We start from the raw sequence: 24,236 nt of genomic DNA on the forward strand, positions 1-24,236 counted from the left end.
AAACGTATAGATCTGAATTGAGAATCTTAAATATTAATGTTAAAAGTATAAACAGTTTTTGTTATCAGTACCGTATCTCAGGTTTAATCTAGTTAGTTGCAATCACTCATTTCGGTAATTGTATATTTTCTTGTTCTGTTGAATTTTTCTTTCTAAAAAATGGCTAAAGACATAAACATAATTAGACTACTACATGGGTTCTACATCCGAATTAAGAGAAACTGGAAGGTGTTGATTGCCCTCAATTTTGTCATACTCCTGTTAGTTTACTTTTACCCAAAGAAATACCTATCTGATGTAATTGTTCTTCCTCAAACTAATAACCAGCCTTCTAGTGTAGATTTAGCAGGTTTTGGACCTTTGGCTAACGCAGCTGGATTAAATTTAGGCGGGGCTTCAAACTCTGTTGGAATTAGTTCTACTCTATATCCAGATTTACTAGAGAATCATGAAGTTCAGTTGAGGTTGATCAATAAGAAATTAATGATAAGTGATATCAGTAATGACTCTTTAACCTACAAGCAATATGTTCTAGAATATTATAAGCCAAGTTATGTTGAAGTAATCCGAGAGTATTCTCTCGGATTACCTTCAAAAATCATCAGATTATTTAAATCAGGTGAAAATACTGAGATGGAGAATACAGATGATGAAGCCAATCAACTGAAAGAGGATAAGGTCAATTTTATTTCCAAAGTAGATGAAGGGGTTATCAATAGAATGAGATCTGAAGCATTTATTTCTATCGATTCAAGAAGTCGATTAGTGACTGCTGGTTTTGAGTCAGATTATCCTGAGATTTCTAGTCAAATGACCTTGGCGTTATTAGAAGTTTTAAAAAATAAGCTAACTGAATTCGAGTCTGCAAAAGCTATGCGAGATTACGAGTTCATTAAAGGTCTTTTTGAGAAAAAGAAAAGTGAATATTTGATGGCTCAAGCAAAGTTGGCAGAGTATGAAGATATGAATGCTAACCTGGTAACAAGTAGAGGACAGTCAGGTTTGAGGAATCTCCAAACAGACTTTTCTATTGTTAGTGCTGTTTATCAAAAATTAGCTACAGATTTGGAACAGGCTAAGATTAAAATGGAACAGGATAAGCCTTTCTTCTACGTAATTAAAGAAATCACTATACCTAATAAGGCCACTCAAAGCATAACCAAGAGATTTATTTTGGCTGAAATCGTTTTTCTTTTGTTTGTGTCGGTAATTATAGCCTTTTCGGTTTTTTCTGAGCCTTTATTTAATGAATTGAGGCAAATTCAAAGCGAAAGATAATTTGAAGTTATTAGTAGGTATTCTTAGAGTAGATGAGCCTCAGTTCTACTTTTTGAAAGAACAGCTTCAAAGGTACTTGGCCGATAATGATGACTACTTTGTAATCAATAACTTGCCTAAGAATGAGGCACATGACTTGCTTTATTCGACCTTCTATAAGAATAGAAATGATTTTGACATTTTCCTGAAGCTAGATGCAGACATGTTCATAACAGATGATCAGTTTATTGATTGGCTTAAAGGAAAGTTTGAAAATGATATAGAGTTAGATTGGCTACATTTTCATATATGGGACTATTTCTTGGAAGATTACATAAGTGGTGTTAATGCTTATAGTAATCGAGTCAGATGGACTGCAAATACTGATAATCTATATACCGATAGGACGTTAATCTCAAGCTCAGTTCTAAAAAGTGAGATAGTCTCAAGACCCTCTTCAAAGTATATTTTACACTGTCCGGATCCTAGTGATGAACAAGCGTTTAATTTTGGGAGTCATAGAGCTATTAAAGCTTTTCCAAGAGGTGTTGAAATGCCGAAAAGAAACTCGACTCATGGCGAGGTATTTTTTTTATTATGTAAATCAATTTTCCTGAACTTCACTCGACAAAAACTTATTGCCATGGCAGCCTATATTCTTGCTGTAAAGAAGAAGGTCTCAGATGAGTTTATAAATAGAAGTTCAAATAATAGAGAAAAATCACTTGAAACGTTAGCCTCTAAAACTAATAGAGAACTATTAATCTATCTATTTGTCAATTATGAAAGCTATTTCTTGATGTTGGGAAAGTTAGGGTATGTCCTTTTATACAAATTGAAATTACGAGAGGCTAAGTGATTTTAATTCCGACTTTATTTTTCGAAGAGACCTACGCAGGGTGGGCTAAGTTTACCCGTAGGATGATCCCTTACTTAGAAGACCAGAATGTTGTAGTTCTAACTTTTAGGTCAGAATTGAAAAGTGATATCCCTCATGCTATAATTCCTTTTGATTTTATAAAAAACAATAGGATTAGAAGTTTATGGTTCAGCTTATATGCATGTTTTTTTATTCTTGCCAATAGGAGAAAAGTTTCAGCCGTATTCTGTCCCAACCTTTATTTGTTTTCCTTATTGATTGCAGGCGTTTCTATATTAACTAATTCAACATTTACTGGTAGGGTCTGTGCCAATGAGTTGAAAAGCTTTTACTCTAGATCTTCTACCTTGAGAAAATGGTTAGCGAAAAGGTTTCATAATATAATCGTTCTAAGTGAGGCATCTAAAACAGAGGCACAAACGTTGTTGGGCAATGAAATTAATATTGAGTTTATTCCTAATCCTGTTGATGAATTTTTTATAAATAAAGCTAGAAGCCCTCAAGAAGCAAATGTGTTGTTTGTTGGAGAATTTAACCCGAGAAAGGGATTAAAGCGTTTGCTCAGTTCTTGTAGAAATGCAAAAGTAGGCGTGACTAATCTAAAACTGACCATAATCGGTCCAATTACTGATAAGCCCTATTATGATGAGCTGGATAGATTTTATGATTTTGCAACATGTGATTGGATAACTATTCTTGATAAACTAGAGAAAGAAAGTTTGCTAAATTTTTATTCTTCATCCACAGTTTTTGTTTTGCCCTCCTACAGTGAGGGTATGCCAAACGTTTTACTAGAAGCTATGGCAGTTGGAGTACCATGCATTGGCTCGCGTATCCCAGGAATAGTTGAAAATATCTATCATGGTCAAACAGGTATGCTTTTTTCAGGAGAGGATTTTTCTCAAGAGTTAATAAAGCTATTGACCCATAAGAATCTCAGAGAATTAATTTCTGAGCAAGGTAAGCTCTTCATTGAAGCTGAGCGGTTGCCCAAAAAGGTCTTTAACATTTACAATAACATTATTTTTGATGGGGCTACTTCAAATTCTTAAATCAGATTTTAGAGTTAATAAAAGATTCAATCAAAGACTATTTTTATTTATTGTCAGGGGTAACACGTATAACTGGCCAAAAGGCATATTATATTCATTGATTAGATTACTTTTTAAGATCTGGAATTCTCTTTTTTCGATAGCTTTTAACTCCGAAGTGCCTTCTTCTGTTAATATTGGGTCAGGGCTAAGAGTGCCTCATCCATATAACATAATAGGGTTACTTACTTAAATCGCAGAGCAAAAAAGATGAACCCTCTTTTAAAGCAACCAGTAATTGTTTTTAGGGGGGTAGCTCTAAATTTGATTAAATTGTAAGTATTTGGTTTGCAGTCTTTTGCTGCCTAAATAAGTAACCCTATAACATAATTATTAAAAAAAACACTTCAATAGGGGATAATGTAACCATTTTTCATGGCGTAACGATTGGTTCAGATGAGGTCAAAGAGGTGGAAACTGTTATTGGAGACAATGTGTATTTTGGTTGTAATGTCACGGTACTTTCAGTGTCAAAGATTTGCTCAAATTCAAAATTAGCGGCTCACGCTTTAGTTTTGAGAGATATAGAAAACCCAGGTACAATCAAGGGACTTTATAAATGATATTTTATTTAATCTTATCATTAATTAGTGTATTGTTTTTGATAATCGCTGATTCTTTAGACAATGGAAAAAAAGCGTTCTCACAAGCCTTTGCGATATTTTTAGCAATAATATCTGCTATTCGTTATGATGTAGGGTTCGACTATCCTGTTTACTATGAAGTAGCTTCACAACAAGGTGATTTTTTATGGGAGTTCTTAAGGTTTGAGTTTTTAAGTAAAATAATTGTTTTTACCGTATGGCTGTTCAAGCTGCCTTATCTCATATTTTTCATTTACAGTTTTTTAACTGTCTATTTCGTATTTCAAGGGTTAAAACGTTTGATGCCAGATAGCTTGCATATAGGACTTTTTATATACGCACTGTTCCCTTTATTCTTCATTGACTCGTTCAGTTTAATCAGGCAACATTTAGCTATAGCAATAATATTTTACGCTATTAGTTTTTTAATAAATAGGAAGTTTCTGACTTATATAATAATTGTTTGTATCTCTGGATTAATTCATTCTGGTTCTTTTGTAACCATACTTTTAATCCCGATGTGTTTCGTTAAAATAAAGCCATGGGTTTTTACCTTTTTTGTTGCTTTGACATTTGTATTTGGTCGTCAGATTACTTTAATGTTATTGGATATTTCTGGTTTTAGTAGCTCATATTTAAGCCCTGAAGGTGTTAAAGGTACCGGTGGTAACCTAATAAGATTTCTAATGAATGGAGTTGCACTAGGCCTTTTATTTTTGCAGAACAGGCTAAATGAGAAGGTACATTTTTTTGTAGGAATATTTTCGTTAGGAATTCTATTTTATAATCTTTTTGGTTCTTTTGGCCATGCAGGTATAAGGGTGTTCGAGTATTTTTCGATATCTATTGTTCCTCTTATGCCATTGGTTGTTAAGGCCTTTAAACCTCAAAGATTAGTATCTATTTCAGCCTGTCTCATTTTATTAGTTTTTAACCTGTCATACATTTCATTGACGACAAGAAATGAAAAGAAGTCAGCATTGACTCCTTACAGTACGATTTTCACAACAGACAATAAAGGGAAGTTCAAGTGAAAAGAAAGATATACATCATTGATTTAGCTGAAAGATCTCCTGCTTATAACAAAGAGCTACATAAAGCACTTAAGGAAAATGGGTCTTCAGCTGAGTATGTAGACTCCACTTTTAAATCTAATATGTGGGGCTACGTGAAATATTTCCCTCAAAAGAAGGGGCTGCTTTTTAAACACTTTAAATTTATTAATCTTCTTTTAAATCACTTATTCTTCTATAGGTCAATTCTTAAATCGAAGCATTTAACAACTCTACACTTTCAATGGCTTCCGTTATTTGATAAAACATCGCTAGAGTTGTTCATCTTAAAGAGACTAAAAAAAAGGGGGCATAAATTGGTACTAACCATTCATAATGTGCTTCCTCATGATTCAAATCTGACTTTCAAATCGAGGTTTAAGAAGCTTTATAATGTTATGGACAAAATAATAGTGCATAGCGAAAACATTAGATGTGAGTTAATAAATGATTACAGTATAGCTGAATCGAATATTGAAGTTGTTCGGCATGGCAGCCTTCTCTTTAATCCTGAAGAATATTCGGAAGAAAACAATGAGTTTAGTTACGCTCTTTTCTTTGGGTTAATTCGACCCTACAAGGGGGTTGACTTTTTACTCAGCGCTTGGAAAGAGGTTAATCGAGTAAATCCAAACTTACGTTTAAAAATAATAGGAAAATGCCCAGACTCTTATGAAGAGGTTGTTTTAAGTCATATTCATGATGATATGAACGTAGAGTATAAAAACATTTACGCAGATGTTTCTGAGTTGAAAAAGTATATAAAGGGGGCTTCATTATTGATTTTCCCCTACAGGGCAATTACGACTTCTGGTGCAGTAATAACGGGATTAAGTGCAGGCAAAGCTGCTATTTTAACCGATTTGCCAACTTTTAAATCGGAATTTTCAGAGAGTTGTGAGTTTGTTCAATATGGAAATTCCAGCGAGTTATCTACGGCTATTTTAGGGGTCTCTCAAGATTCAGAAAAAAGAAAGGTCATGATTTCTAATTCACTTGAGTTAATGAAAGAAAAATATAATTGGTCGGGTATATCATTAGATACGATGGAAATTTATAAAAGTCTAAATAATGGATAGGGAAGAACAAGGGTTAGTATCCATTATTATGCCTTCATACAATTCTGCAAAATACGTTAAGAACACAGTGCAAAGTGTGTTGAACCAGAAATATGAAAATTGGGAATTGCTAATAACTGATGATTGTTCACGCGATAACACCATGGATTTGCTAACGGATTTGTCTGAGAGTGATGACAGAATAAAAGTGTTTAAGCTTGCTGAAAATGCTGGCCCTGCCGTAGCCAGAAACAAATCAATTCAGGAAGCTAAGGGTAGATATATTACTTTTCTAGATAGCGATGATATTTGGAATGTGGACTTTTTAAAATCAATGCTATCTTTTATTAAAGAGAACAATTATTCCTTCGTTTTTGCTTCGTACAAACGATTCTCTGAGAGAGATAACCACTATATAAGCGATTTTATCGTTCCTAATAAGGTAAATTATAAGTCACTATTGAAAACATGTCCAATATCTTGTTTAACTGCACTTTATGATGTCGAAAAGCTTGGTAAACAATATATGCCTATCATAGATAAAAGACAGGACTATGGACTTTGGTTGAAGTTATTAAAAATTACAGACTATGCATACGGATACAAAGTTCCATTAGCTACTTATATGATTAGGGAGGGTTCTGTTTCTAGAAATAAGTTTGTTGCTAGTAAATATCAATGGAAGATTTATAGAAAGGTTGAGAGATTAAATTTTATCTATTCTTGTTACTGTTTTGTTTGCTACTTTATTAATGGAGTTAAAAAGTACTCGAGATAGTTAAATACTGTTTTATCCAGTAATTATAAATCTTCAACTAGAGGTCCCTCCTTTTTCTGCTGTTTAATTCATAGTTTTGCAATTAAAGTATGGAACGAACCCTCCTCATAGCAGGTACATCTTTCCTCTTGACATTCTTGGTATTTCCTGTCTTTATTAAATTTTTCAAGCGAAGGAATTTTTTAGATGATCCAGGTGGAAGGAAGATTCATACAGCCAAAACACCAGCTATGGGAGGGTTGCCTATATTTATTGGGTTTGCGATATCAATTTTGATTTGGGCTCCTTTTGAGGTGTTAAGAGATGTCAAGTATGTGCTCAGTGCGGTTTCCATAATGTTTATTATTGGTTTTAGGGATGATTTGATAAATCTTAGAGCTTATCAAAAGCTGATAGGACAAGTCGCTGCGGCTATGATTATAATAGCTGTTTGTGACATTCGCTTTACTTCCCTTTACAACTTGTTTGGGTTAAGCGATATACCCCTTGCAGTAAGTTACTTGCTTAGTCTTTTTACAATTATAGTAATTACCAATGCCTACAATTTGATTGATGGTATTGATGGACTTTCTGGGTCTGTTGGGATAATTGCAACATTGTTTTTTGGTCTCTTTTTCTTTTTGAATGGGGAAGAGGGATTCGCATTAGTGTCCCTATCCTTAACTGGGGCATTACTAGCATTTCTTAATTATAATTGGGCACCCTCTAAGATATTCATGGGAGATACAGGCTCACTTTTTATAGGCTTTTTCCTCTCCATTTTAACTATAAAGTTTATAGACTTTAACTATTCAATAGTAGGTCAACAATTTGCTTTCGGAGGCTCCATAGGTACCGCAGTTGCTATTCTCATATTGCCATTAGCGGATACATTCAGAGTTTTCGTTAAAAGAGTCTTGAAAGGTAAATCTCCAATGCACCCGGATAGAACACATGTGCATCATATACTTCTTCGGCTTGGGTGTAATCATGCGCAAGCAACGGGTATTCTAGTTACAGTTAATGTAATATTTGTTTTACTTGCTCTAGTACTAAAGGAATTCTCTGATTCAGTCGTAATTCCATCTATTCTTATAACGGTCATTGCTTTAGGGACCATTCTAGATCTTATTTTTAGAGCGGCCATAGATAAGCGAAAAGAAGAACTTCGTGAAAGAAACCGAGCTTCAAGAGATGAAGCTAAAGTGGTTTCCATTTCTAAAAATGCAGGATAGTCATTTCTGCTAGTACATTTCTACTAGGTTTGTTTTAATATCTTATCTTGCGTTGAAGTTTTAAAGCAAGAATGAGATCACACCTTTTTACCTACTTCCTACTATTTTTCTTTAGTATAACCATCTCAAGCCTAAGCGGTCAAAGTCTTCCAGACTTTTCTTCTATAAACATATCGAGTCTTTCTGATCAGCAGATTGAAGCTTATGTGAAGCAGGCTAATGCTATGGGCTATTCCCAGACTGACCTTATCTCTTTAGCCAGATCACAAGGGATGAGCACAAATGAGCTTTCCTTATTAACTGAGAGAATTAATAATGTAGAATCTTCTCGTTTAGCAAAGTCTAGAACAAGTCCATCTACTTCTAGCAGGTTGAGATCAGCTTATACCGATTCTTTGGAAGTTTTAGTTGCAAAGGAAAAATCTGAAATTTATGGTTTAGATATTTTTAGGAAAAGCTCATTTCTTACCTTTCAAACCACTCAAAATACCCCAACTCCGAAGGAATACATACTAGGAGCGGGAGATGAAGTTTATATTGATGTATACGGAGCATCGGAGAGCTATTATCAGGGTACTATAAGTCCTGATGGCACTATTTTGTTAGAAAATATTGGACCTGTAGTCATTAGTGGATTATCTATTGACGAGGCTAGAGGAAAAGTAAAATCTCGATTGGCAGGTTATTATGATGGTATTAATGGAACTAACCCCAATACGTTTGTCTCACTCTCTTTGGGTCAAGTTCGAAGTGTAAACGTAAACGTAATTGGCCAAGTCGAACTCCCAGGGACATACAATCTAAGTGCCTTAAATACGGTTTTCAATGCGCTTTATGCAGCAGGGGGAGTTAATGAAAATGGTACCCTAAGAGAGATCAAGCACTTCAGGAATGGAGAACTTCTTTCCACTATAGATGTCTACGAGTTTCTTCAAAATGGATATTCAATAGGTGATAAGAGAATTGAAAATGGAGACGTAATACTTGTTCAACCATATACTAACAGGGTTACACTCAAAGGAGCCACTAAGATTGCTGGTAAGTTTGAGCTAAAGGCTGAAGAAACTGTTGCGGATCTGATGAAATACTCGGGCGGTTTTGCTGAGAACGCATACACAAAATCAATTAAGTTATATCGGGTTAATGATGGTCAGCGGTTAGTGGTCGATATCCATTCAGACCAGTTCGAGGTTTTTGGAATTAAGACTGGCGATGAATTTATGGTGTCATATGCGCTAGATCGCTTCACAAATAGGGTAATTGTTAAGGGTGCAGTTTTTAGACCTGGAGATTATTCAATTGGTCAGGGACTGACCCTACAAGGGCTTTTGAACAAGGCTGAAGGCCTAAAGCCAGATGCTTTTCAAGACCGTATATTAATTACTAGAACTGGGGAAGATTTCACTACTGAATCTATTTCGATCAGCCTAAAGAATGCCACAACCTTTAATCTACAAAAGGAAGATGTTGTAACCGTATTTTCGAGAAATGAGCTGCGAGAAGAAGCGTTCGTAGAGGTTCTTGGGGAGGTCAATAGCCCAGGAGTGTTTAGCTTCTCTAAAGGATTAACCTTAGATGATGTTTTGTTGCAGGTAGGTGGTACAGTTACATCGGCATATGGAGGTAATGTTGAAATTTCTAGAAGAATATCTACTGAAGAAAATGGCGGGCTTGGCCTATCTGAAACCTATGTTTTCCCAATCGATATGAAAGGAGAAATTGAAGGAGAAAGTGGTTTTGAGTTAGAGCCGTACGATCAAGTTTTATTTAGGAGAAGCCAAAACTTCAGAAGACAGCAGTTAGTGACCGTTGAAGGGCAGGTTAGTTCACCAGGGCTTTATGCCATTAAGAATCAAGGCGAAAGAATTTCAGATATTCTTAATAGGGCGGGAGGTATCACTGAATTCGCTTTTGTGGAAGGGGCTACCTTAATTCGGAAAACAGAGTTTTACGAGGAGCCTACCGACATTGAAAAGCAGATTGATGACCTCATAAGGTTACAAGAGAAATTTGAAAATAACCCGAACCTATTAACAGAAGCTGAGTTGGCTATGATATCTCGAATAGAAGATGATATTCAAGAGCTAGAAAAAAGAAGGGAAAGCAACCAGAGCCTTTCTAGCTTCGCTAAAAGAGAGCGAATTAAGGAGGTAATCGAAAGAAACGCGTTGACATCTAATATTCAGTTGAAACAAGCAGAAGCTATAGGCATAGATTTGCCATCAATAATAAATAGGCCTGGCTCTGTATCTGATTTGCTTTTAGAAGAGGGTGACGTTTTAGTTATTCCTAAGAGGTCCGAAACAGTAAGGTTGAGAGGAAAGCTACTTTACCCAACAACAAGCAGGTTTGTTGAAGGTAAATCTCTAAAGTATTACATCAACAATGCAGGAGGCTTTGACTATCGAGCTAAGAAGAAGGGGACCTATGTGGTTTATGCGAATGGGGAAGTAGCAAGAACCAAGAGCTTACTTTTTATGAAGTTTTATCCAAAGGCTGCTCCGGGAGCAGAAGTCATTGTACCTACCAAACCTTTAAAGATTCCAATAAGGCTACAAGATGTAATAGGAATTACCAGTGGTCTAGCGACATTGGCTTTAGTTATTAGTCAAATCAGTCAGAATAATTAAGATGGATTCTCAGGACAATTATATAGGAGAGGGGAAAATTTCTTTGGGCTATTTGATCCAAAGGCTCAGGTATTGGGTTCTCTTTATTTTGTCTAAGTGGCTGAAAATTGGACTCGGTACTGTGGTAGTTCTGCTATTAGTAGTTGGTTACAATTATCTGAAGCCTAAAGTTTTTACAGCAAAAGCTACGTTTGTTCTAGACAATGATAGTTCTGGTGGACTAGGAGATTTAGGTTCTATAGCTTCTTTAGCTGGCATTAATGTCGGTGGCATTGCAGAAGGAGGAATCCTGTTTCAGATCGATAATATTCAAGAACTTTATCGATCAAATCGAATGTTAGAGAAGACTTTGTTGAGTCCAATCATTATTGATAGAGAGAAAGTACTTTTGATCAATAGGTTCGCTGAGTCTAATAAACTTACAAATAAATGGTTAGATGAGGGAGTTGAGTTAGCGAGGTTTAATACGGATCGAGAGTCTTTCACTAGAAAGCAGGATAGTCTACTACTGGAATCCATAAAATTAGTTAAAGAGAAATTTCTCTTTATAGATAAACCAAATCGAAAAACTACAATTCTTGAAATAGGCTTTAGGCATGAGGATGAGTTTTTGGCAAAACTATTCACAGAAACCCATGTTAGAAATGTCAATGAGTTTTATTTGGAAACCAAGACTAAAAAAAGCCTGGCCAACCTTCGTATACTTCAGAATCAAGCTGATAGTATAAAAAGGGTTTTAGATGAGTCCCTACTGAACCTTGCCAGAATTGATGAAACCATGCCTAATCCTAACCCGCTATATAAAACATCTCAAGTACCTTATCAGAAAGCAATGATTGATGTGCAGGCGAATAGTTCAATTTATCAAGAGGTAGTAAAGCAGTTGGAATTGGCAAAAGTTGCCCATAGAAATCAAATGCCGTTAATTCAGGTTATTGATAAACCAATTTTACCATTGCCCGATAATCAATGGAGCCTTTTCAAGGCACTTGTAATTGGTGGTTTTGTGGGTTTATGTCTAATGACCTTGTACTTCTTGATCAAGGAGGTTGTCGATAGAGCAATATTGGAGATTTAAGTAAACCACTCGTTGTAAGCTTCAATATCATTGTTGAATTACATATTTACTCTTCTTATAACTGTAAACGGAAAAAGGAAGGGATTACGTTTCGGTTGGTGCTTATTGAATAAGTTATATTATCATTTTAATGCGTTGTTGAGTTAGAAAGGGATCGCTTAAGAAAAAACTGATTTTCTATTGCTAAGCCTTGAATCAAGTACATATTTGTAGTTTAAGTATAAAGAATGAATGAGAGCATAGTTATAACAGGTGTTGCTGGGTTAATAGGAAGTAGAATGGCAGACTGGTTACTTTCTAATTTTCCAGGGTATGAGGTAGTTGGAATAGATAATTTAAGTGGAGGCTACATCGAGAATATAGATTCCCGAATAACATTTTATAACACTGATTGTGCCTCTGCAGAAATAAGGTTAATTTTCGAAAGGCATCAACCAAAATTGGTATATCACTTTGCAGCTTATGCGGCTGAAGGGCTTTCTCCATTTATTAGAAAGTTCAACTATCAAAATAACTTATTGGCTACAGCCAATATTATTAATGAGAGTATTCGCCAAAATGTAGAACGCCTAGTTTTCACTAGCTCAATGGCTGTTTATGGTGCTGGGAATCCCCCTTTCGATGAATCTGATCAGCCTTCACCTATTGATCCATATGGAGTGGCCAAATATGCTTGCGAAATGGATATTCAAATTGCAGGTGAGCAACATGGTTTGGATTGGTGCATTATTCGTCCTCATAATGTTTATGGAATAAAGCAAAATATCTGGGATACTTACAGAAACGTTTTGGGTATCTGGATGTATCAACACTTGAATAACCAACCACTTACAATATTTGGAGATGGTAAGCAAAAAAGAGCTTTCAGTTTTATTGATGATTGCCTTTCTCCATTATGGCAAGCTGGGGTGTCTCCTCAGGCAAGTAAACAGATTGTAAACCTTGGGTCTGCAATAGAATACTCGATTCTGGAAGCAAGTGAGATTCTGAGGGAAGTGATGGAAGGAGGAGAAGTTCTCTTTCAGGAGCAAAGGCATGAGGTTAAGCATGCCCATCCTACTTGGAGAAAGTCTGTGAAGGTCTTAGGGTTTGAGGATAAAACTGATTTGCGTTCTGGTCTTTCTATTATGTGGGATTGGGCACAGAAACAACCGCAAAGAGATCGTTTCCGATGGTCTGAATATGAGTTGGAAAATGGGATCTATGATTTTTGGAAGAACTCTAAAGAGTCATCTAAAACAACTGTCTAATGATTCTTTGGAATCAACAATACTACCCTGATGTGTTTTTGGCAGGAGCCGCAAAGTCTGGGACAACTTATCTCTTTGATTTATTAGCTGCTCATTCACAAATTCAGGGGTGTCATCCCAAAGAGCCATTTTTCTTTATAGATAAGGGAAACCCATATAGACAAACTACTAGAGGAATATTTAGGAGGGAATACTTAGACTTTTATAAGCCTCTTCATGAAGGTTGCTTGCATTTAGACGGAACCTCTCAAACCATTTATCAGCAGGAGTTACTGAGTCAGTTTAATGACATGCCTAAGAAGCCTAAGGTCTTGTTTATATTAAGGGAGCCTGCATCTAGGATTCTTTCCTCATTTCAATATACGTCAAACAACCTAGCAGCTGTCAATAGATTATCTTTTTCTGAATATGTTGATAGTCTTCTTGAGCCTAATCATAGGGTAATAATCGATTCCTGTAAAAACGAAAAGGCAGCTTTTTCACTAACTCATGAGCTTAGGTATTCATGCTATATTTCATATTTGAGTCTTTGGGAAAGGGCTGTTGGTAAAGAAAATATGATGGTGATTCTCTTTGAAGAAATGAATAGAAACCATGAATTAACACTTAAAGAAATTTGTGAATTTCTCGGAATTAAAGCTGAGAGATTGAAAGAGGGATCGGAAAAGGTTAACCAATCGATTTCTGTAAGGAATAAGTCTATTCATTATATTCTAAACAAGGCTTTTTCAATGGCTGGTTATAGAGTTCCATTTAAAAGTTCTATAAAGAGTCTCTATATCAAGCTTCAACATGCCCCCACAACAGAAGATCTAGACTTTCAAGATGATATATCTAGACTAAAAAAGTTCTTTGTCCCATTTAATCAAGAATTGGCCACAAAATTTGACTTGAACCTTAGTATTTGGAATTGATGAGCAAAAAAGAGGCTTCCGTAGCTATCGTCTTGTTGAACTGGAATGGATTTAATCACACAATTAAATGTATTGAGTCTCTTAGAGATATTACCTATAATAATGCAGAAGTTGTTTTAGTGGACAATGGAAGTGAAAATTCTGAGGTTGAGAAACTGAGAGAGATTGCGGGCATAAAGCTAATTGAGAATGATAAGAACTACGGTTTTACTGGGGGGAATAATATAGGGTTGAAGTATGCATTTGAGCATGGTTATGATTATTTAATGATGCTTAATAATGACACGATAGTAGAGCCAGGATTTCTCGAACCATTAATTAATGGTTTTGATGAGGGCACTGGGGCTGTGCAACCTAAGATTTATACCATGGATCCGCCAGATACTATTTGGAATGCAGGTGGCAAGTTTAATAAATGGTTAGGCTTAACAAAAACAATTGGTTCAGGAGCCAAAGACAACCCCTCCTTTGATGTTCAAATGGAGGTGGACTGGATTACAGGTTGTGCAATGGTCTTTCCGGCAAGAATGATTTCCGAAATAGGCTACCTTGATGATAATTTTTTTATCCTTTTCGAGGATTCGGACTGGTCGCTTAGATGCAGGACAAAGGGGTACAAGCTGAAATATGTTCCACAATCCAGAATATACCATTTTGAAAGTGCTACGGCAGTTAGTAGAGTAAAAGGTAAGGAGGGGTTTCGTTCGCCTTTTCGCCAGTATATTAATATTAGAAACCATCTCTATTTTTTAAGGAAGAATTTACCTCTACCATATTGGCCAACAGCTTTTATCTATCAGATTTATAAAATATCAGGATTCTTAGTTTATTACCTGTTGCGAGGCCGTTGGAAGAAATTTAGATTCACATTGAGAGGGGTCAAAGATGGTTTTAGCCCCTATAAAGAAATAGATTTTAACAACGGCTGATCAGCTTATATGAGTTTATTTTTTAGGTACCATAAAAGGCATTTGTTTTTTTGATGGCCACGCTTATTGCCATATTGTTCGTAATATTCTATTTATGTTATCTAGGCTTTGTGCTTAATGCAATTAGTCAAGGTAAATTCTGGTATGTACTTGTTTATCTAATTTCGTTTTTACCCATATACACTGTCTTCATCTCTTTTACTTATGCTTTTTTGGAGATTGTGCCCCTTACACAGTTTATCAAATACTCAAAAGAACTTGTATTCATATATGCTTTGGCTGTTTGGCTAATTGGGAGAAAGGCTAGCCTTATTAATTGGTCTTTTTGCCTTACGACCCTTGATAAGGTGTTTATTGCATTTTTAACAATGTGTTTTGTTTTTATGGTTTTGCCTATTGGAGAGGCATCATTTGTGAATAAGGCAAACTATTTTAAAAACCTTCTTTTGCTTGGCATTGCATACTTTCTTGGAAGACAGATACCATTTTCGCCCCAAGAATGGCATTCAACTTTCAAATTAGTTCTTCATGTGACTGTTGCTGCATTTTTTCTTGTGATACTTGAGAAAGTAACCGCAACTCATTTTCACTCTCAAATTGGCTTTGTTAAATATGGTTCAGACATACTACAAATTGAGCCTGAAGGATTGTTTGATTTAAGATATACTTTTCAGGCTCAGGGAGGACAACCAAGATATGGGTCCTTTTTTGCAAATCCATTAGAATTTGCAGCTTCTATGCTGATCAGTTTTTCGATCGTAATAGTATATCTGGTTTCATCAAAAAGTAGGGCTAATAAAATAAATTATCTAATACTACTCGGGGTGGTGATTTTATGTGTCTTGCTTGCATATTCGAGAGCCACTTTCGTTTCATTCTTCATTATGCTGGTATACATGGCATTTTTGCTTAGAGTTTATAAACTGATTGTAGCATTTGGTATAATTGCTGCTTTAATGGGTGTATACATTGTTTTTATTGCTCCAGATGATCTTAGATATTTTGTTCAGGATACAATTCTATTTCAAAACGCATCAAGTGTAGCCCACGTATTAGAATGGCTAGAAGCTTGGGAAAGTATGTTGGCTAACCCTATGGGTATTGGTCTAGCCACTAGTGGTAATGCAGGAGGCGTTGATTCAGATCTTCAAGTAGGGGGGGAGAATCAGTATTTGATTTTTGGAGTACAGCTAGGCTTTTTAGGTCTTATATTATACTTAGCAATGTTGTTCTACAGTATTAGAAATGGTTGGGTAACCTTCAGGGGCTCAAGTAGCCTATTCGAGAAAAGAGTTGCTTTTATTGCATCGAGCGTAAAGTTTGGTTTATTATTGCCATTATTTACTTCTAATGTTGAAATATATTTATTTGTTGCCTTATTTTCTTGGTGGTTAGTGGGAAGTAGTGAAACTCTTTATCAAAACTATTCCAATGTAACCAAAGAGAGGTTATCCAATAGTTATAGGCTATCAGAAACTCAAGTATAGGTAATGTCAATATAGAGTAGAGAGGATGAGATGAGGACAAATTGGAAGTATAGCTTCAAGAGTGCATTGGCAATAAATGTACAGCGAATTATTAGTATAGCTTCTCTATGGTATTTTAAGTATATAAGTCAGCGTAAAGTAACATTTGTTAGAAGGTATGGAATAGGCGATGTGATTATGAGTACATATGCCCTAAGCCAATTTAGAAATGAACACCCTGAAACCGATATTTCGATAGTAACGAACTATAAAGAGGTTTTTGATGACACCTACCATACGACTCATAAACTTTCATGGACAGACTTTCCAGTAATCTGGCTGATGTATGAACATTACGATTTTTGGATATGGAGAAAAACGGATAGATCCATACCCCACATTATAAGCGAGTTTATTGGTTATAAATCTCATGATAATCAGTTTCAGCTTTCTATTCATATTGATGAGAAGAGGCATGCTCGATTTTTGGAAAACATGGTCAGCAATAAAAAGTATATTGTTATTCAGCCCTATGCTAGTCACTGGAATTCAGAGAAGAACTGGTCAACTGAAAATTGGCAGCAGTTAATTTCTAGAATCAGCAACCTTGGCTATCAAATATACCACCTAGGACTAGAACTAGATCCTTTACTTTCGGGAGTTATTGATCTTCGTGGAAGAACTAGTTTGGAAGAATCATTTTTACTGATTAAATACTCTTCTTTTTTTTTAGGAGTTAACTCTTTTGGTGAACAAGCTGCAGGAGCCTTCAGTATTCCCTCTATCATTTTATATGGCCCTACAAACCCAGTATATAGCTTAAACCCTGGCCAAACAGCTATTTATGCAGATGAAAAAATCGATTTTGAAAGGATAGGTGGTTTGACTTATACATTTTGTCAGATAAACCAAATAAGACCTGAGTTTGTATTTAACTGCCTAATAGAAAAATTGAATTTGCAACCAAATCATTTAAATACATGAACATTCTATTCTTACATAGTTCTCCTGATTTGTATGGTGCGGGTAAGGTAGCATTGGAGGATATTAAGATTCTCATAAAGAATGGCCATAATGTAGTAATCTGCATGTCTCGTGAAGGGCCTTTGTGTGATATATTAAGAGATCTAGGGTGCTCAGTAAACATCATACCTTTAGCTACAGTAAGAAGAGAGTATTTTAATCTGAGAGGTATTCTCAATCGTTTTTATGTTTACCGAAAGTCGCTAAAGGCTCTAAAAAGGGTAGCCGATGAACATAAAATAGAGTTGATTTATACCAATACAACAGGAATTCTGACTGGGGCTATCTTTGCTAAGAGAACTCGATTAAGGCATCTTTGGCATGTTCATGAGATTACTCCTGGGCCTAAGTGGCTTTTAAAGTTTTATGGCCATCTGTTATCCAAATATTCTGATGTCGTTATAGCCGTTTCAGATGCAGTTAAAGACCATTGGTTAAAGGTCAATGAGAGGATTAATATAGTGAGGGTCTACAATGGCTTTGACTTAGAAGCTTACGATGGGACAAGTTGGTTGAAAAAGGAATTCAATATTAAGAGCGATACAATTCTCATTGGTATGGTGGCCCGAGTTCATTTTTGGAAAGGACAAACCTATTTTCTTAATATTGCTGCCCAGCTTAAGTCAAGACATTCTAATCTAAAGTTTATAATGGTTGGTGATGCGTTTCCGGGTTATGAATATTTATATGACGAAATAAGGACTAGAATTAATTTTCATCAACTGGAAGAGGATGTTATTGACCTAGGCTATCGTGAAGATATTACACGTATTTTGTACGATCTGGATATTTTCATCTTACCATCTATTCAACCAGATCCATTGCCAACAACAATTATTGAAGCAATGTCTAGTGGAAAGCCTGTTATAGCTACCAATCATGGCGGTGCTCCTGAAATGCTTAAGGAAGGAGAAACAGGATTTTTGATACCATGGAATAATGCTATTGAAGCGGCTAACAAAATTGACTCTCTTATTATCGATACTGGTTTGCGAGAAAAAATGGGAAAAGCTGGCGAACTTAGGGTTAAGAACATCTTTTCACTCAAGAGGCACGAGCAAGAAATTATAAAATTGATAAATGCCATATAGATGCGTGTAGCGATTATAGGAACAAGAGGTTACCCTTATGTTTATAGTGGGTATGAAACCTTTATTAAGGAACTTGTAGAGCGGTTGGTTAAAAAGGATGTTGAAGTAGTAGTGTATTGTCATCGGAATCTTTTCAGTAAGCGCCCTAAGAAGGTAAATGGTGTCAAACTAGTTTATATACCCACTATTGAGACCAAAGCCTTGAGTCAACTGGTGCATTCTTCTCTTTCAATGATTCATGCTTCCTTTTCGAAAGCTGATGTGATTTTTGCAGTTAATTCTGCCAACGGCCCTTTTGGAATGATAAGTAGACTTTTCGGCAAACCGACAGCCATAAACGTAGATGGTTTGGAGTGGTTAAGGCCAAAATGGAAGGGCCTTGGGGCAGCATACTTTAAGTGGGCCTCTAGACAAGCCACCAAATGGTACGATACTATTATAAATGATGCAGATGAAATGCGTAGAATTTACCTAGATCTTTTTGGTAGAGATTCTGAGGTTATTGCCTACGGGGGAAATATAAAATACTCGACTCAACCAGGCCTAATTAATGAATGGGGGCTAACAGCACATGAATACTACTTAATTGTTGGTCGGTTTATTCCCGATAATAATTGGGGTATTATGATTGAAGGGTTTCGAAAAAGTAGGACTAAAAGAAAATTGGTGATAGTTGGTGATGTCCCATATAAAGATGACTATTCGGCTAATCTCAAAAAATTGGCTGAGATAGATGATCGTTTAGTTTTTACAGGCCTTGTGACGAACAGGGATGCAGTTGCAGAACTATTTCACAATGCTTATGTGTATATGCATGGGCATGAATTTGGAGGGACAAACCCTACAATGCTAGAAGCCTTGAGTTTTGGTTCGGCCATTATTGCCCTTGATACAGCTTTTAATAGAGAAGTACTTCAAAATGGGAAGTATGGTCAATTTTTTGATAAAGACGAAGAAAGTGTCTGCTCACTGATTAATGATATCGATAATGAGAAAGATCTTGTTTTAGGAATGAAAGATATATCGAGGGAAGGAATAACCGATAAGTACAATTGGGATTGTATAACCGATCAGTATATTCAGGTATTTCAAGAAATCTGCAAAAATTAAGAGAACAGTGACTTGTTCTGAGCCTCCCAGATATGTTTTTTCTGGGTCAGGTAACCTTTGCCTTTTAGAGAAAGAAATTCTTGTAGATTTAGCCTATAGGTAGTTTCCAGTCTCGATTCATACGTCTCCAGAAAGCACTCAATAAACTGAAACTGATGTTTAAGAGGTTCTTCTTTGCCAGATAACTGCATGACGTTATTACGTACCCTTTTGAGTAAACTATTACTCCTTTTCTGATTAAATGTCAGGCTTTTCTCATGACTTCTATGGGCACTCAAAGGTTTTTTAATGCTCTTTACCCGACCCATGGTATAAGCAACCATTCCTAGCCAGGCATCATGATAAATTTCCAGATTTTCAGGAATGTCTTTGGCGTATTTTGTAAGCTCTTTGTTCATCAAAGATGCGGAACCAGTAACCAGATTAACGATGAGGTTTGTTTGAAAACTATGTTCATAAATATCCTGTCTTCTGTTCTGCCAAAAAGTTCCCTGTAGTAATTGATCATTTTCATCGATGATCTTCATATCATGATATATGAGGGTGGGTATATCATTATCCCCTTTTTCTAATTCTAACATCTCTTTCAGACAGAGCTCTAATTTATCTTCTAACCATACATCATCCTGGTCTGCAAGAGCTATATAATCAGCCGAATAGTTCTCCTGAAGTCCTTTTTTAATATTTCTGATAACCCCAAGATTTCCTTTATTCTCATGTAAAGTGATAATTCCATGAGCATTTGCGGCTTCTCGTAATATTCTTTTAAAATCGCTCGATGAATTGTCATCATAGATATGTACTTCCTTTAGATACTTTTGGCAAAGGATGCTATTAAGCTGTTGTTGGAAGAATAGATCACCATTGAAAGTAATCATGACTACGCTGACGCTAGCTCCCATAAATTTTTTTCTTCATTGTGATCATAATTTCTTTTATGAGCTCCTCTTTGAATAATAGGTGTTGTATTAGAAAGTAAGATGTCCCACAGGTTATTATCGAAAGAGAAAAAATTAAAATAGGGTTTCCTTTTAGAAGTTCCTGTAAAGAGAAAACTATAGGAATGAATAAAACAACACTTACTAAGGCTTTGTAAATGGCCTTCCATGGTAATGCTTTAAGAATATGACTAGGCACAAAAATACAATAGCCTATAGTGACGATAAGTTCGGTTGCTGTGTTGGCAATGGCTGCTCCAGTGCTGCCCATAGAGGGAATTAACATGATTGAGAGTATCAGAAATACAAACATCCCAATCAGGGTTGAATAAAATATACTTCGATTTTTATTGTGTGGGATTAAAATCTGAAAAGAAATTAGGTGCCCTAGTCCTATGAGCAATGGAAGAAATGCTAAAATTCTGACATCGGAGACCGCCTTAAGGAATAGTGGGCCTGAGAAAATCAGAATAGCTTCCTTGTTTAGTAGGAAAATCCCAAATGACATTGGTATGGCTAATAAAACCAAAAACGAAAATGACTTTCCGTATAGTGATAGTTGTCCAGCCATGTTTTTCTCTTGAGCATACTTAGTTGCTCTTGGAATCATAACCACGCCCATACTAGTCAGAACTGGAATACTTACTTTTGCTAGCTTTACGGCAGAGGTGTAAAACCCAACTTCTTTTTCATCATTCAGAAACCCTAGCATGACAGTATCTAAAGTGGTGTAGATTGTAGTTGCCACAATCATTGCAAAGATTGGGAGTAATGGTTTAAAGTGACGACTCACTTCAATTTTGGCGAATGAAAAAATTTTGATGCTTCTGAAAAGAAAGAGAAAATTTAGGAAGTAATTTCCTATATAAAGAAATACCAAAAAGAATAAATACTCTAAAGTATCTTGCTGGGTTTTGACGAACGTGAAAAGTATTATCAAACTTAACCCCTTGACAAAAGCAGATCTTAGTGCTAATATTTTGAATTGCTCAGTTCCGCTGAAAAACCAATCTACATTAAATACAGTCAGAAAAATTATGGAACCGGCAATTGCATGTGCTGGCCAATTTGCGTTTAGATCTGGGATATTGATAATAACCAAGCTATAGACACCAAGAACAACAGCAACTAACATTGATAATATCACCAGCAACTCTGTTGTGACTTTGGATAAGAGCTCCTTGTTGTGTTTGACCTCCGCTATTGCTTTAACCCCGTATATTGGTATGCCAAACGCAGCGAGAATTGCAAAATACTGAGCAAATGAAAAAATGAATTGAGCTTCACCAATACCTTCCGGAGAAAGTATTCTGGCAGCATAAGGGAAAGTGACAATCGGAAAGACGATGTTTAAGAGAGAATTAAGGAGATTAAATCCATAATTTTTCTTTATAGACATTAGAACAAATATATGAGATCAAAACTAGCCGTGAAGTTATATTTGTCAACAAAGCCAACTTGAAAAGAGGGAGTGGTATAATATTGGTATTGGTAGTTTAGGGATTTAATTACACCAAATTTTCCTCCTATTATAAGATCATCAAATTGCCATGAACCTGTTGCAAATGCGCTGATATCAATCCAATGTCTCCTGTAATTACCTATGTGCTTAAAAAGGTCTATGTACAAGTCATTGTTATGAACATACCGTTCTAGCTGAATCCCAATCTTATTCATCTTAGAGACCCAGTTAACGTTTATTGTTTGAGCATTAGCACTTGGACCAATGCCAGCACCTAATATTTCTCCTTTGTGAGTGTAGCCATGCCTCACTCTGCTATGTATGTAAAAAGTACTGGCGTCCCGAATTATTCTACCAGACCCTTGTTGTAAAATTGTCCACTCCAAGTCAAATTCAATGAATTCCTTATTGCTACCTTTGAAGTTAAAGAGTTTACTAAAACCCACGAGGTAAGCAGCTGCGTGGCCAGGTTCTAAGAAAAAGTCTCTAAAATCTATTGAAGTATCGTTTCGTGAGAACTCAAAATAAAATTCACTTTTAGTAGATGTCCAGAAGTACCTGAAAAATAGAGATGCTAGCTGATCTCTCACGATATCATCAAACTTGTCATTATCTCTGAAAAGGTTAGAAAATGCTGGCAAATAGTCATTATTCTCTTTTGCTGTTTCGCTATACTGCTGAACTACCCGGGTAAAACCGAGTGATAGCCTTGGTATCCATTTAGGTTGATAGGTCATTGCGATACCGGATAAGTATCTCCAGTCATCGCTTCTCGGCCTGTAAATAAACTGCCCATTAACAACCATGTTGGCTCTTGGAGGATCATAACCAGACCCCTCAAGTTTTCCTGCTATCACTTGAGCCTCAAAATGGCCTATTGGTGTTTTTATAGCTTTGTTTGTATTCAGTGTAAGGTGTTGAAAGCCAGTAGCGTTATTGGACATGACCAAGGCATTCTTTTTTCCAGGACCCCAGTAGATGTTTTGATTTGACCACCCCGCAGAAACAGGCCCCAACTCTAACTTGACTGAGCTCTGACCCCATTTAAGTTTATGAATTGGCTCGTTGCCGAAGGATTCAGGTGTGTCTATATAATTAAGCTGTCGTCCATAATAGATGCTCCATAAAGTGGTGCCTCCATCTAACGGAAAACCTTCATATTCTAGATTTTGAGCAAAGTGGAATTCTGGGTTTATCTGAATATTCAAAGGTCCAAACTTAGCAGCAATCCCTCCAGAAACAAGTTGTTGATAACCACTTACTGGTAAAAATGTCCCATCATTCCAGCTGTAAGGTTGTTTGTGAGTGTATATTGACTGGGAGATTAGAGGTAAAACAATAAGTTTGCTCTTTTTACTAGTTGAATCATTAAACGAGTATGGATTGTTAGACTTAAAAATATTATTACTAATAGGTCTAATCATAAAAGAAACCGTGCTGTCAAACCTCCCGAGAACTTGTTGTCTTCTATAAAAGTCTTCAATTCCAGCAGAGCCTATTGCAAGCTGTCCTTGAGCAAAAATTGTCTTAAGGGAAAATAACCAAAGAAAAAGAGACAGTATTATTCGGGGCATTTGGATTATATCTCGGGTAGTTCAACAATAGTTACTTTGAGATTATCTATTGACCAGCTCTTTAAGCATAAATCTGGTCCAGCATCTTTAATGTCTGCAGCAATGTTCAAACGTAAATCGCTTGATCCATGGGGATATTGCCTAGCAATTTCAATAAGCTTACTGCCTCCTCGTTCCCCTTTAAAGTGACAAACACCTGGTAAAGAAGCATCTTTAACTTCCGCGTTCTCTGGGTTATGACGAATATTTATAATATCCGGAAAACTTTGAATCGCTTCACAATCTTGGCTCTGACACTTGGTGTTGATAATTGAGGAAAAATAAAGAGTGGAACTATCAATATTCATAATAAAGACATCCTCTCCATTACCTCGTTCCCCATCACCTTCCCATTTATCATGAATGTACAAATCGAAGCTTACTCTAATGTAGTCATGCTCTGGTATGCCGCCTAAGTTTAAGGTAATACCCCCACGCTCGAAACGACCAAGGTTCCTTGAATCGTTAAATTCAAAATATCTTTCTGCGGAATTATGGAAAATATAGAAGCTACTGTCAGTACCAATGATAGGTCTACTGTTTTGCTCATAATCATCCCAGAAAATTACTTGCTCATCAATTAGTCTCTGACTACAACCATGTGCTGAAAGTATAAGGAAAATGAGCGGATAAAATTTAATGTGTTTTGACATGAGAAACATTATGTACAAAGACGACTTAAACTTAACATTAAAATTAGAAGCAATAGGTCTTTTTTATATGTAGAAGTAAGATTCTAATGTAATTGTAATTTTGCCCTACCCCATTCTAAAATAATAATGTATAAGTTTAGTTTTGTTTCTTTACTGGAACTTCCA

21 protein-coding genes are annotated in these 24,236 nt (G+C 36.0%); 17 read left to right on the forward strand and 4 right to left on the reverse strand.

Features of this window, described 5'->3' with window-relative positions; all coding sequences use genetic code 11:
* Nucleotides 1-159 precede the first annotated feature (159 nt).
* The 17 genes from T7867_RS07420 to T7867_RS07495 all read left to right on the forward strand — a co-directional run bounded on the left by T7867_RS07420 (nt 160) and on the right by T7867_RS07495 (nt 19,405).
* Complete coding sequence (locus T7867_RS07420; protein ID WP_068217433.1) at nt 160-1,278, forward strand: hypothetical protein; 1,119 nt, start codon at nt 160-162, stop codon at nt 1,276-1,278.
* 1 nt (nt 1,279) lies between these two features.
* Entirely contained in the window at nt 1,280-2,116 is an 837-nt protein-coding gene (locus T7867_RS07425) for a hypothetical protein (RefSeq protein WP_068217436.1), read from the forward strand.
* Nucleotides 2,117-2,232: 116 nt separating this feature from the next.
* Nucleotides 2,233-3,189, forward strand: a complete 957-nt coding sequence (locus T7867_RS07430; protein WP_157717536.1) for a glycosyltransferase family 4 protein — start codon at nt 2,233-2,235, stop codon at nt 3,187-3,189.
* Between the two features lie 449 nt (nt 3,190-3,638).
* The gene (locus T7867_RS19665; RefSeq protein WP_157717537.1) at nt 3,639-3,791 is read left to right on the forward strand and encodes an LbetaH domain-containing protein; all 153 of its coding nucleotides are present in this window, start codon (nt 3,639-3,641) and stop codon (nt 3,789-3,791) included.
* A complete protein-coding gene (locus T7867_RS07435; protein ID WP_068217442.1) occupies nt 3,788-4,846 on the forward strand; it encodes an EpsG family protein in 1,059 nt (352 codons plus the stop codon). The genes T7867_RS19665 and T7867_RS07435 overlap by 4 nt, the downstream gene beginning before the upstream one ends.
* Nucleotides 4,843-5,943, forward strand: a complete 1,101-nt coding sequence (locus tag T7867_RS07440; RefSeq protein ID WP_068217445.1) for a glycosyltransferase — start codon at nt 4,843-4,845, stop codon at nt 5,941-5,943. Before T7867_RS07435 ends, T7867_RS07440 begins: the two co-directional genes overlap by 4 nt.
* Nucleotides 5,936-6,700, forward strand: a complete 765-nt coding sequence (locus T7867_RS07445) for a glycosyltransferase family 2 protein (RefSeq protein WP_068217448.1) — start codon at nt 5,936-5,938, stop codon at nt 6,698-6,700. Before T7867_RS07440 ends, T7867_RS07445 begins: the two co-directional genes overlap by 8 nt.
* Nucleotides 6,701-6,789: 89 nt before the next feature.
* Nucleotides 6,790-7,914 (forward strand): glycosyltransferase family 4 protein, encoded by a 1,125-nt coding sequence (locus T7867_RS07450; protein WP_068217451.1) that lies wholly within the window; start codon nt 6,790-6,792, stop codon nt 7,912-7,914.
* 71 nt (nt 7,915-7,985) lie between these two features.
* A complete protein-coding gene (locus tag T7867_RS07455; protein WP_068217454.1) occupies nt 7,986-10,544 on the forward strand; it encodes a polysaccharide biosynthesis/export family protein in 2,559 nt (852 codons plus the stop codon).
* Nucleotide 10,545: 1 nt separating this feature from the next.
* Nucleotides 10,546-11,622 carry a GumC domain-containing protein gene (locus T7867_RS07460; RefSeq protein ID WP_068217457.1) on the forward strand — a complete coding sequence of 359 codons (1,077 nt, stop codon included), beginning with the start codon at nt 10,546-10,548 and terminating at the stop codon, nt 11,620-11,622.
* 227 nt (nt 11,623-11,849) lie between these two features.
* On the forward strand, nt 11,850-12,872 hold the full coding sequence (locus tag T7867_RS07465; RefSeq protein WP_068217460.1) for an NAD-dependent epimerase/dehydratase family protein: 1,023 nt from the start codon (nt 11,850-11,852) through the stop codon (nt 12,870-12,872).
* Nucleotides 12,872-13,786, forward strand: a complete 915-nt coding sequence (locus T7867_RS07470) for a sulfotransferase family protein (protein ID WP_068217462.1) — start codon at nt 12,872-12,874, stop codon at nt 13,784-13,786. The genes T7867_RS07465 and T7867_RS07470 overlap by 1 nt, the downstream gene beginning before the upstream one ends.
* Entirely contained in the window at nt 13,786-14,715 is a 930-nt protein-coding gene (locus T7867_RS07475; RefSeq protein WP_068217465.1) for a glycosyltransferase family 2 protein, read from the forward strand. Before T7867_RS07470 ends, T7867_RS07475 begins: the two co-directional genes overlap by 1 nt.
* 110 nt (nt 14,716-14,825) lie before the next feature.
* Complete coding sequence (locus tag T7867_RS07480; protein ID WP_157717538.1) at nt 14,826-16,202, forward strand: O-antigen ligase family protein; 1,377 nt, start codon at nt 14,826-14,828, stop codon at nt 16,200-16,202.
* Nucleotides 16,203-16,232: 30 nt separating this feature from the next.
* Nucleotides 16,233-17,165, forward strand: a complete 933-nt coding sequence (locus T7867_RS07485; RefSeq protein WP_084375578.1) for a glycosyltransferase family 9 protein — start codon at nt 16,233-16,235, stop codon at nt 17,163-17,165.
* Nucleotides 17,162-18,295 (forward strand): glycosyltransferase family 4 protein, encoded by a 1,134-nt coding sequence (locus T7867_RS07490; protein WP_068217473.1) that lies wholly within the window; start codon nt 17,162-17,164, stop codon nt 18,293-18,295. The genes T7867_RS07485 and T7867_RS07490 overlap by 4 nt, the downstream gene beginning before the upstream one ends.
* Complete coding sequence (locus tag T7867_RS07495) at nt 18,296-19,405, forward strand: DUF1972 domain-containing protein (protein ID WP_068217476.1); 1,110 nt, start codon at nt 18,296-18,298, stop codon at nt 19,403-19,405.
* Here the strand turns inward: T7867_RS07495 and T7867_RS07500 are convergent.
* The 4 genes from T7867_RS07500 to T7867_RS07515 form a co-directional block, all read right to left on the reverse strand.
* Nucleotides 19,402-20,307 carry a glycosyltransferase gene (locus tag T7867_RS07500; protein WP_084375579.1) on the reverse strand — a complete coding sequence of 302 codons (906 nt, stop codon included), beginning with the start codon at nt 20,305-20,307 and terminating at the stop codon, nt 19,402-19,404. The two genes, T7867_RS07495 and T7867_RS07500, sit on opposite strands and share 4 nt — an antisense overlap.
* The gene (locus T7867_RS07505; RefSeq protein ID WP_068217482.1) at nt 20,297-21,742 is read right to left on the reverse strand and encodes a flippase; all 1,446 of its coding nucleotides are present in this window, start codon (nt 21,740-21,742) and stop codon (nt 20,297-20,299) included. Before T7867_RS07505 ends, T7867_RS07500 begins: the two co-directional genes overlap by 11 nt.
* Nucleotides 21,742-23,229: a capsule assembly Wzi family protein gene (locus T7867_RS07510; RefSeq protein ID WP_157717539.1), complete on the reverse strand. Its 1,488-nt coding sequence runs from the start codon at nt 23,227-23,229 to the stop codon at nt 21,742-21,744. The genes T7867_RS07505 and T7867_RS07510 overlap by 1 nt, the downstream gene beginning before the upstream one ends.
* 155 nt (nt 23,230-23,384) lie before the next feature.
* Nucleotides 23,385-24,071: a hypothetical protein gene (locus T7867_RS07515; RefSeq protein WP_157717540.1), complete on the reverse strand. Its 687-nt coding sequence runs from the start codon at nt 24,069-24,071 to the stop codon at nt 23,385-23,387.
* Nucleotides 24,072-24,236: the final 165 nt, after the last annotated feature.

The organism is Roseivirga spongicola (assembly GCF_034376045.1).
GTDB classification, from domain to species: Bacteria; Bacteroidota; Bacteroidia; order Cytophagales; family Cyclobacteriaceae; genus Roseivirga; species Roseivirga spongicola.

What these genes read in the sequence shown, in the direction of transcription:
- T7867_RS07505 (WP_068217482.1), bottom strand. Translation starts at nt 21,742, where the DNA reads ATGTCTATAAAGAAAAATTATGGATTTAATCTCCTTAATTCTCTCTTA.
- T7867_RS07490 (WP_068217473.1), top strand. Translation starts at nt 17,162, where the DNA reads ATGAACATTCTATTCTTACATAGTTCTCCTGATTTGTATGGTGCGGGT.
- T7867_RS07500 (WP_084375579.1), bottom strand. Translation starts at nt 20,307, where the DNA reads ATGGGAGCTAGCGTCAGCGTAGTCATGATTACTTTCAATGGTGATCTA.
- T7867_RS07445 (WP_068217448.1), top strand. Translation starts at nt 5,936, where the DNA reads ATGGATAGGGAAGAACAAGGGTTAGTATCCATTATTATGCCTTCATAC.
- T7867_RS07455 (WP_068217454.1), top strand. Translation starts at nt 7,986, where the DNA reads ATGAGATCACACCTTTTTACCTACTTCCTACTATTTTTCTTTAGTATA.
- T7867_RS07435 (WP_068217442.1), top strand. Translation starts at nt 3,788, where the DNA reads ATGATATTTTATTTAATCTTATCATTAATTAGTGTATTGTTTTTGATA.
- T7867_RS07495 (WP_068217476.1), top strand. Translation starts at nt 18,296, where the DNA reads ATGCGTGTAGCGATTATAGGAACAAGAGGTTACCCTTATGTTTATAGT.
- T7867_RS07485 (WP_084375578.1), top strand. Translation starts at nt 16,233, where the DNA reads ATGAGGACAAATTGGAAGTATAGCTTCAAGAGTGCATTGGCAATAAAT.
- T7867_RS07460 (WP_068217457.1), top strand. Translation starts at nt 10,546, where the DNA reads ATGGATTCTCAGGACAATTATATAGGAGAGGGGAAAATTTCTTTGGGC.
- T7867_RS07470 (WP_068217462.1), top strand. Translation starts at nt 12,872, where the DNA reads ATGATTCTTTGGAATCAACAATACTACCCTGATGTGTTTTTGGCAGGA.
- T7867_RS07510 (WP_157717539.1), bottom strand. Translation starts at nt 23,229, where the DNA reads ATGATTAGACCTATTAGTAATAATATTTTTAAGTCTAACAATCCATAC.
- T7867_RS07465 (WP_068217460.1), top strand. Translation starts at nt 11,850, where the DNA reads ATGAATGAGAGCATAGTTATAACAGGTGTTGCTGGGTTAATAGGAAGT.
- T7867_RS07450 (WP_068217451.1), top strand. Translation starts at nt 6,790, where the DNA reads ATGGAACGAACCCTCCTCATAGCAGGTACATCTTTCCTCTTGACATTC.
- T7867_RS07475 (WP_068217465.1), top strand. Translation starts at nt 13,786, where the DNA reads ATGAGCAAAAAAGAGGCTTCCGTAGCTATCGTCTTGTTGAACTGGAAT.
- T7867_RS07420 (WP_068217433.1), top strand. Translation starts at nt 160, where the DNA reads ATGGCTAAAGACATAAACATAATTAGACTACTACATGGGTTCTACATC.
- T7867_RS07515 (WP_157717540.1), bottom strand. Translation starts at nt 24,071, where the DNA reads ATGTCAAAACACATTAAATTTTATCCGCTCATTTTCCTTATACTTTCA.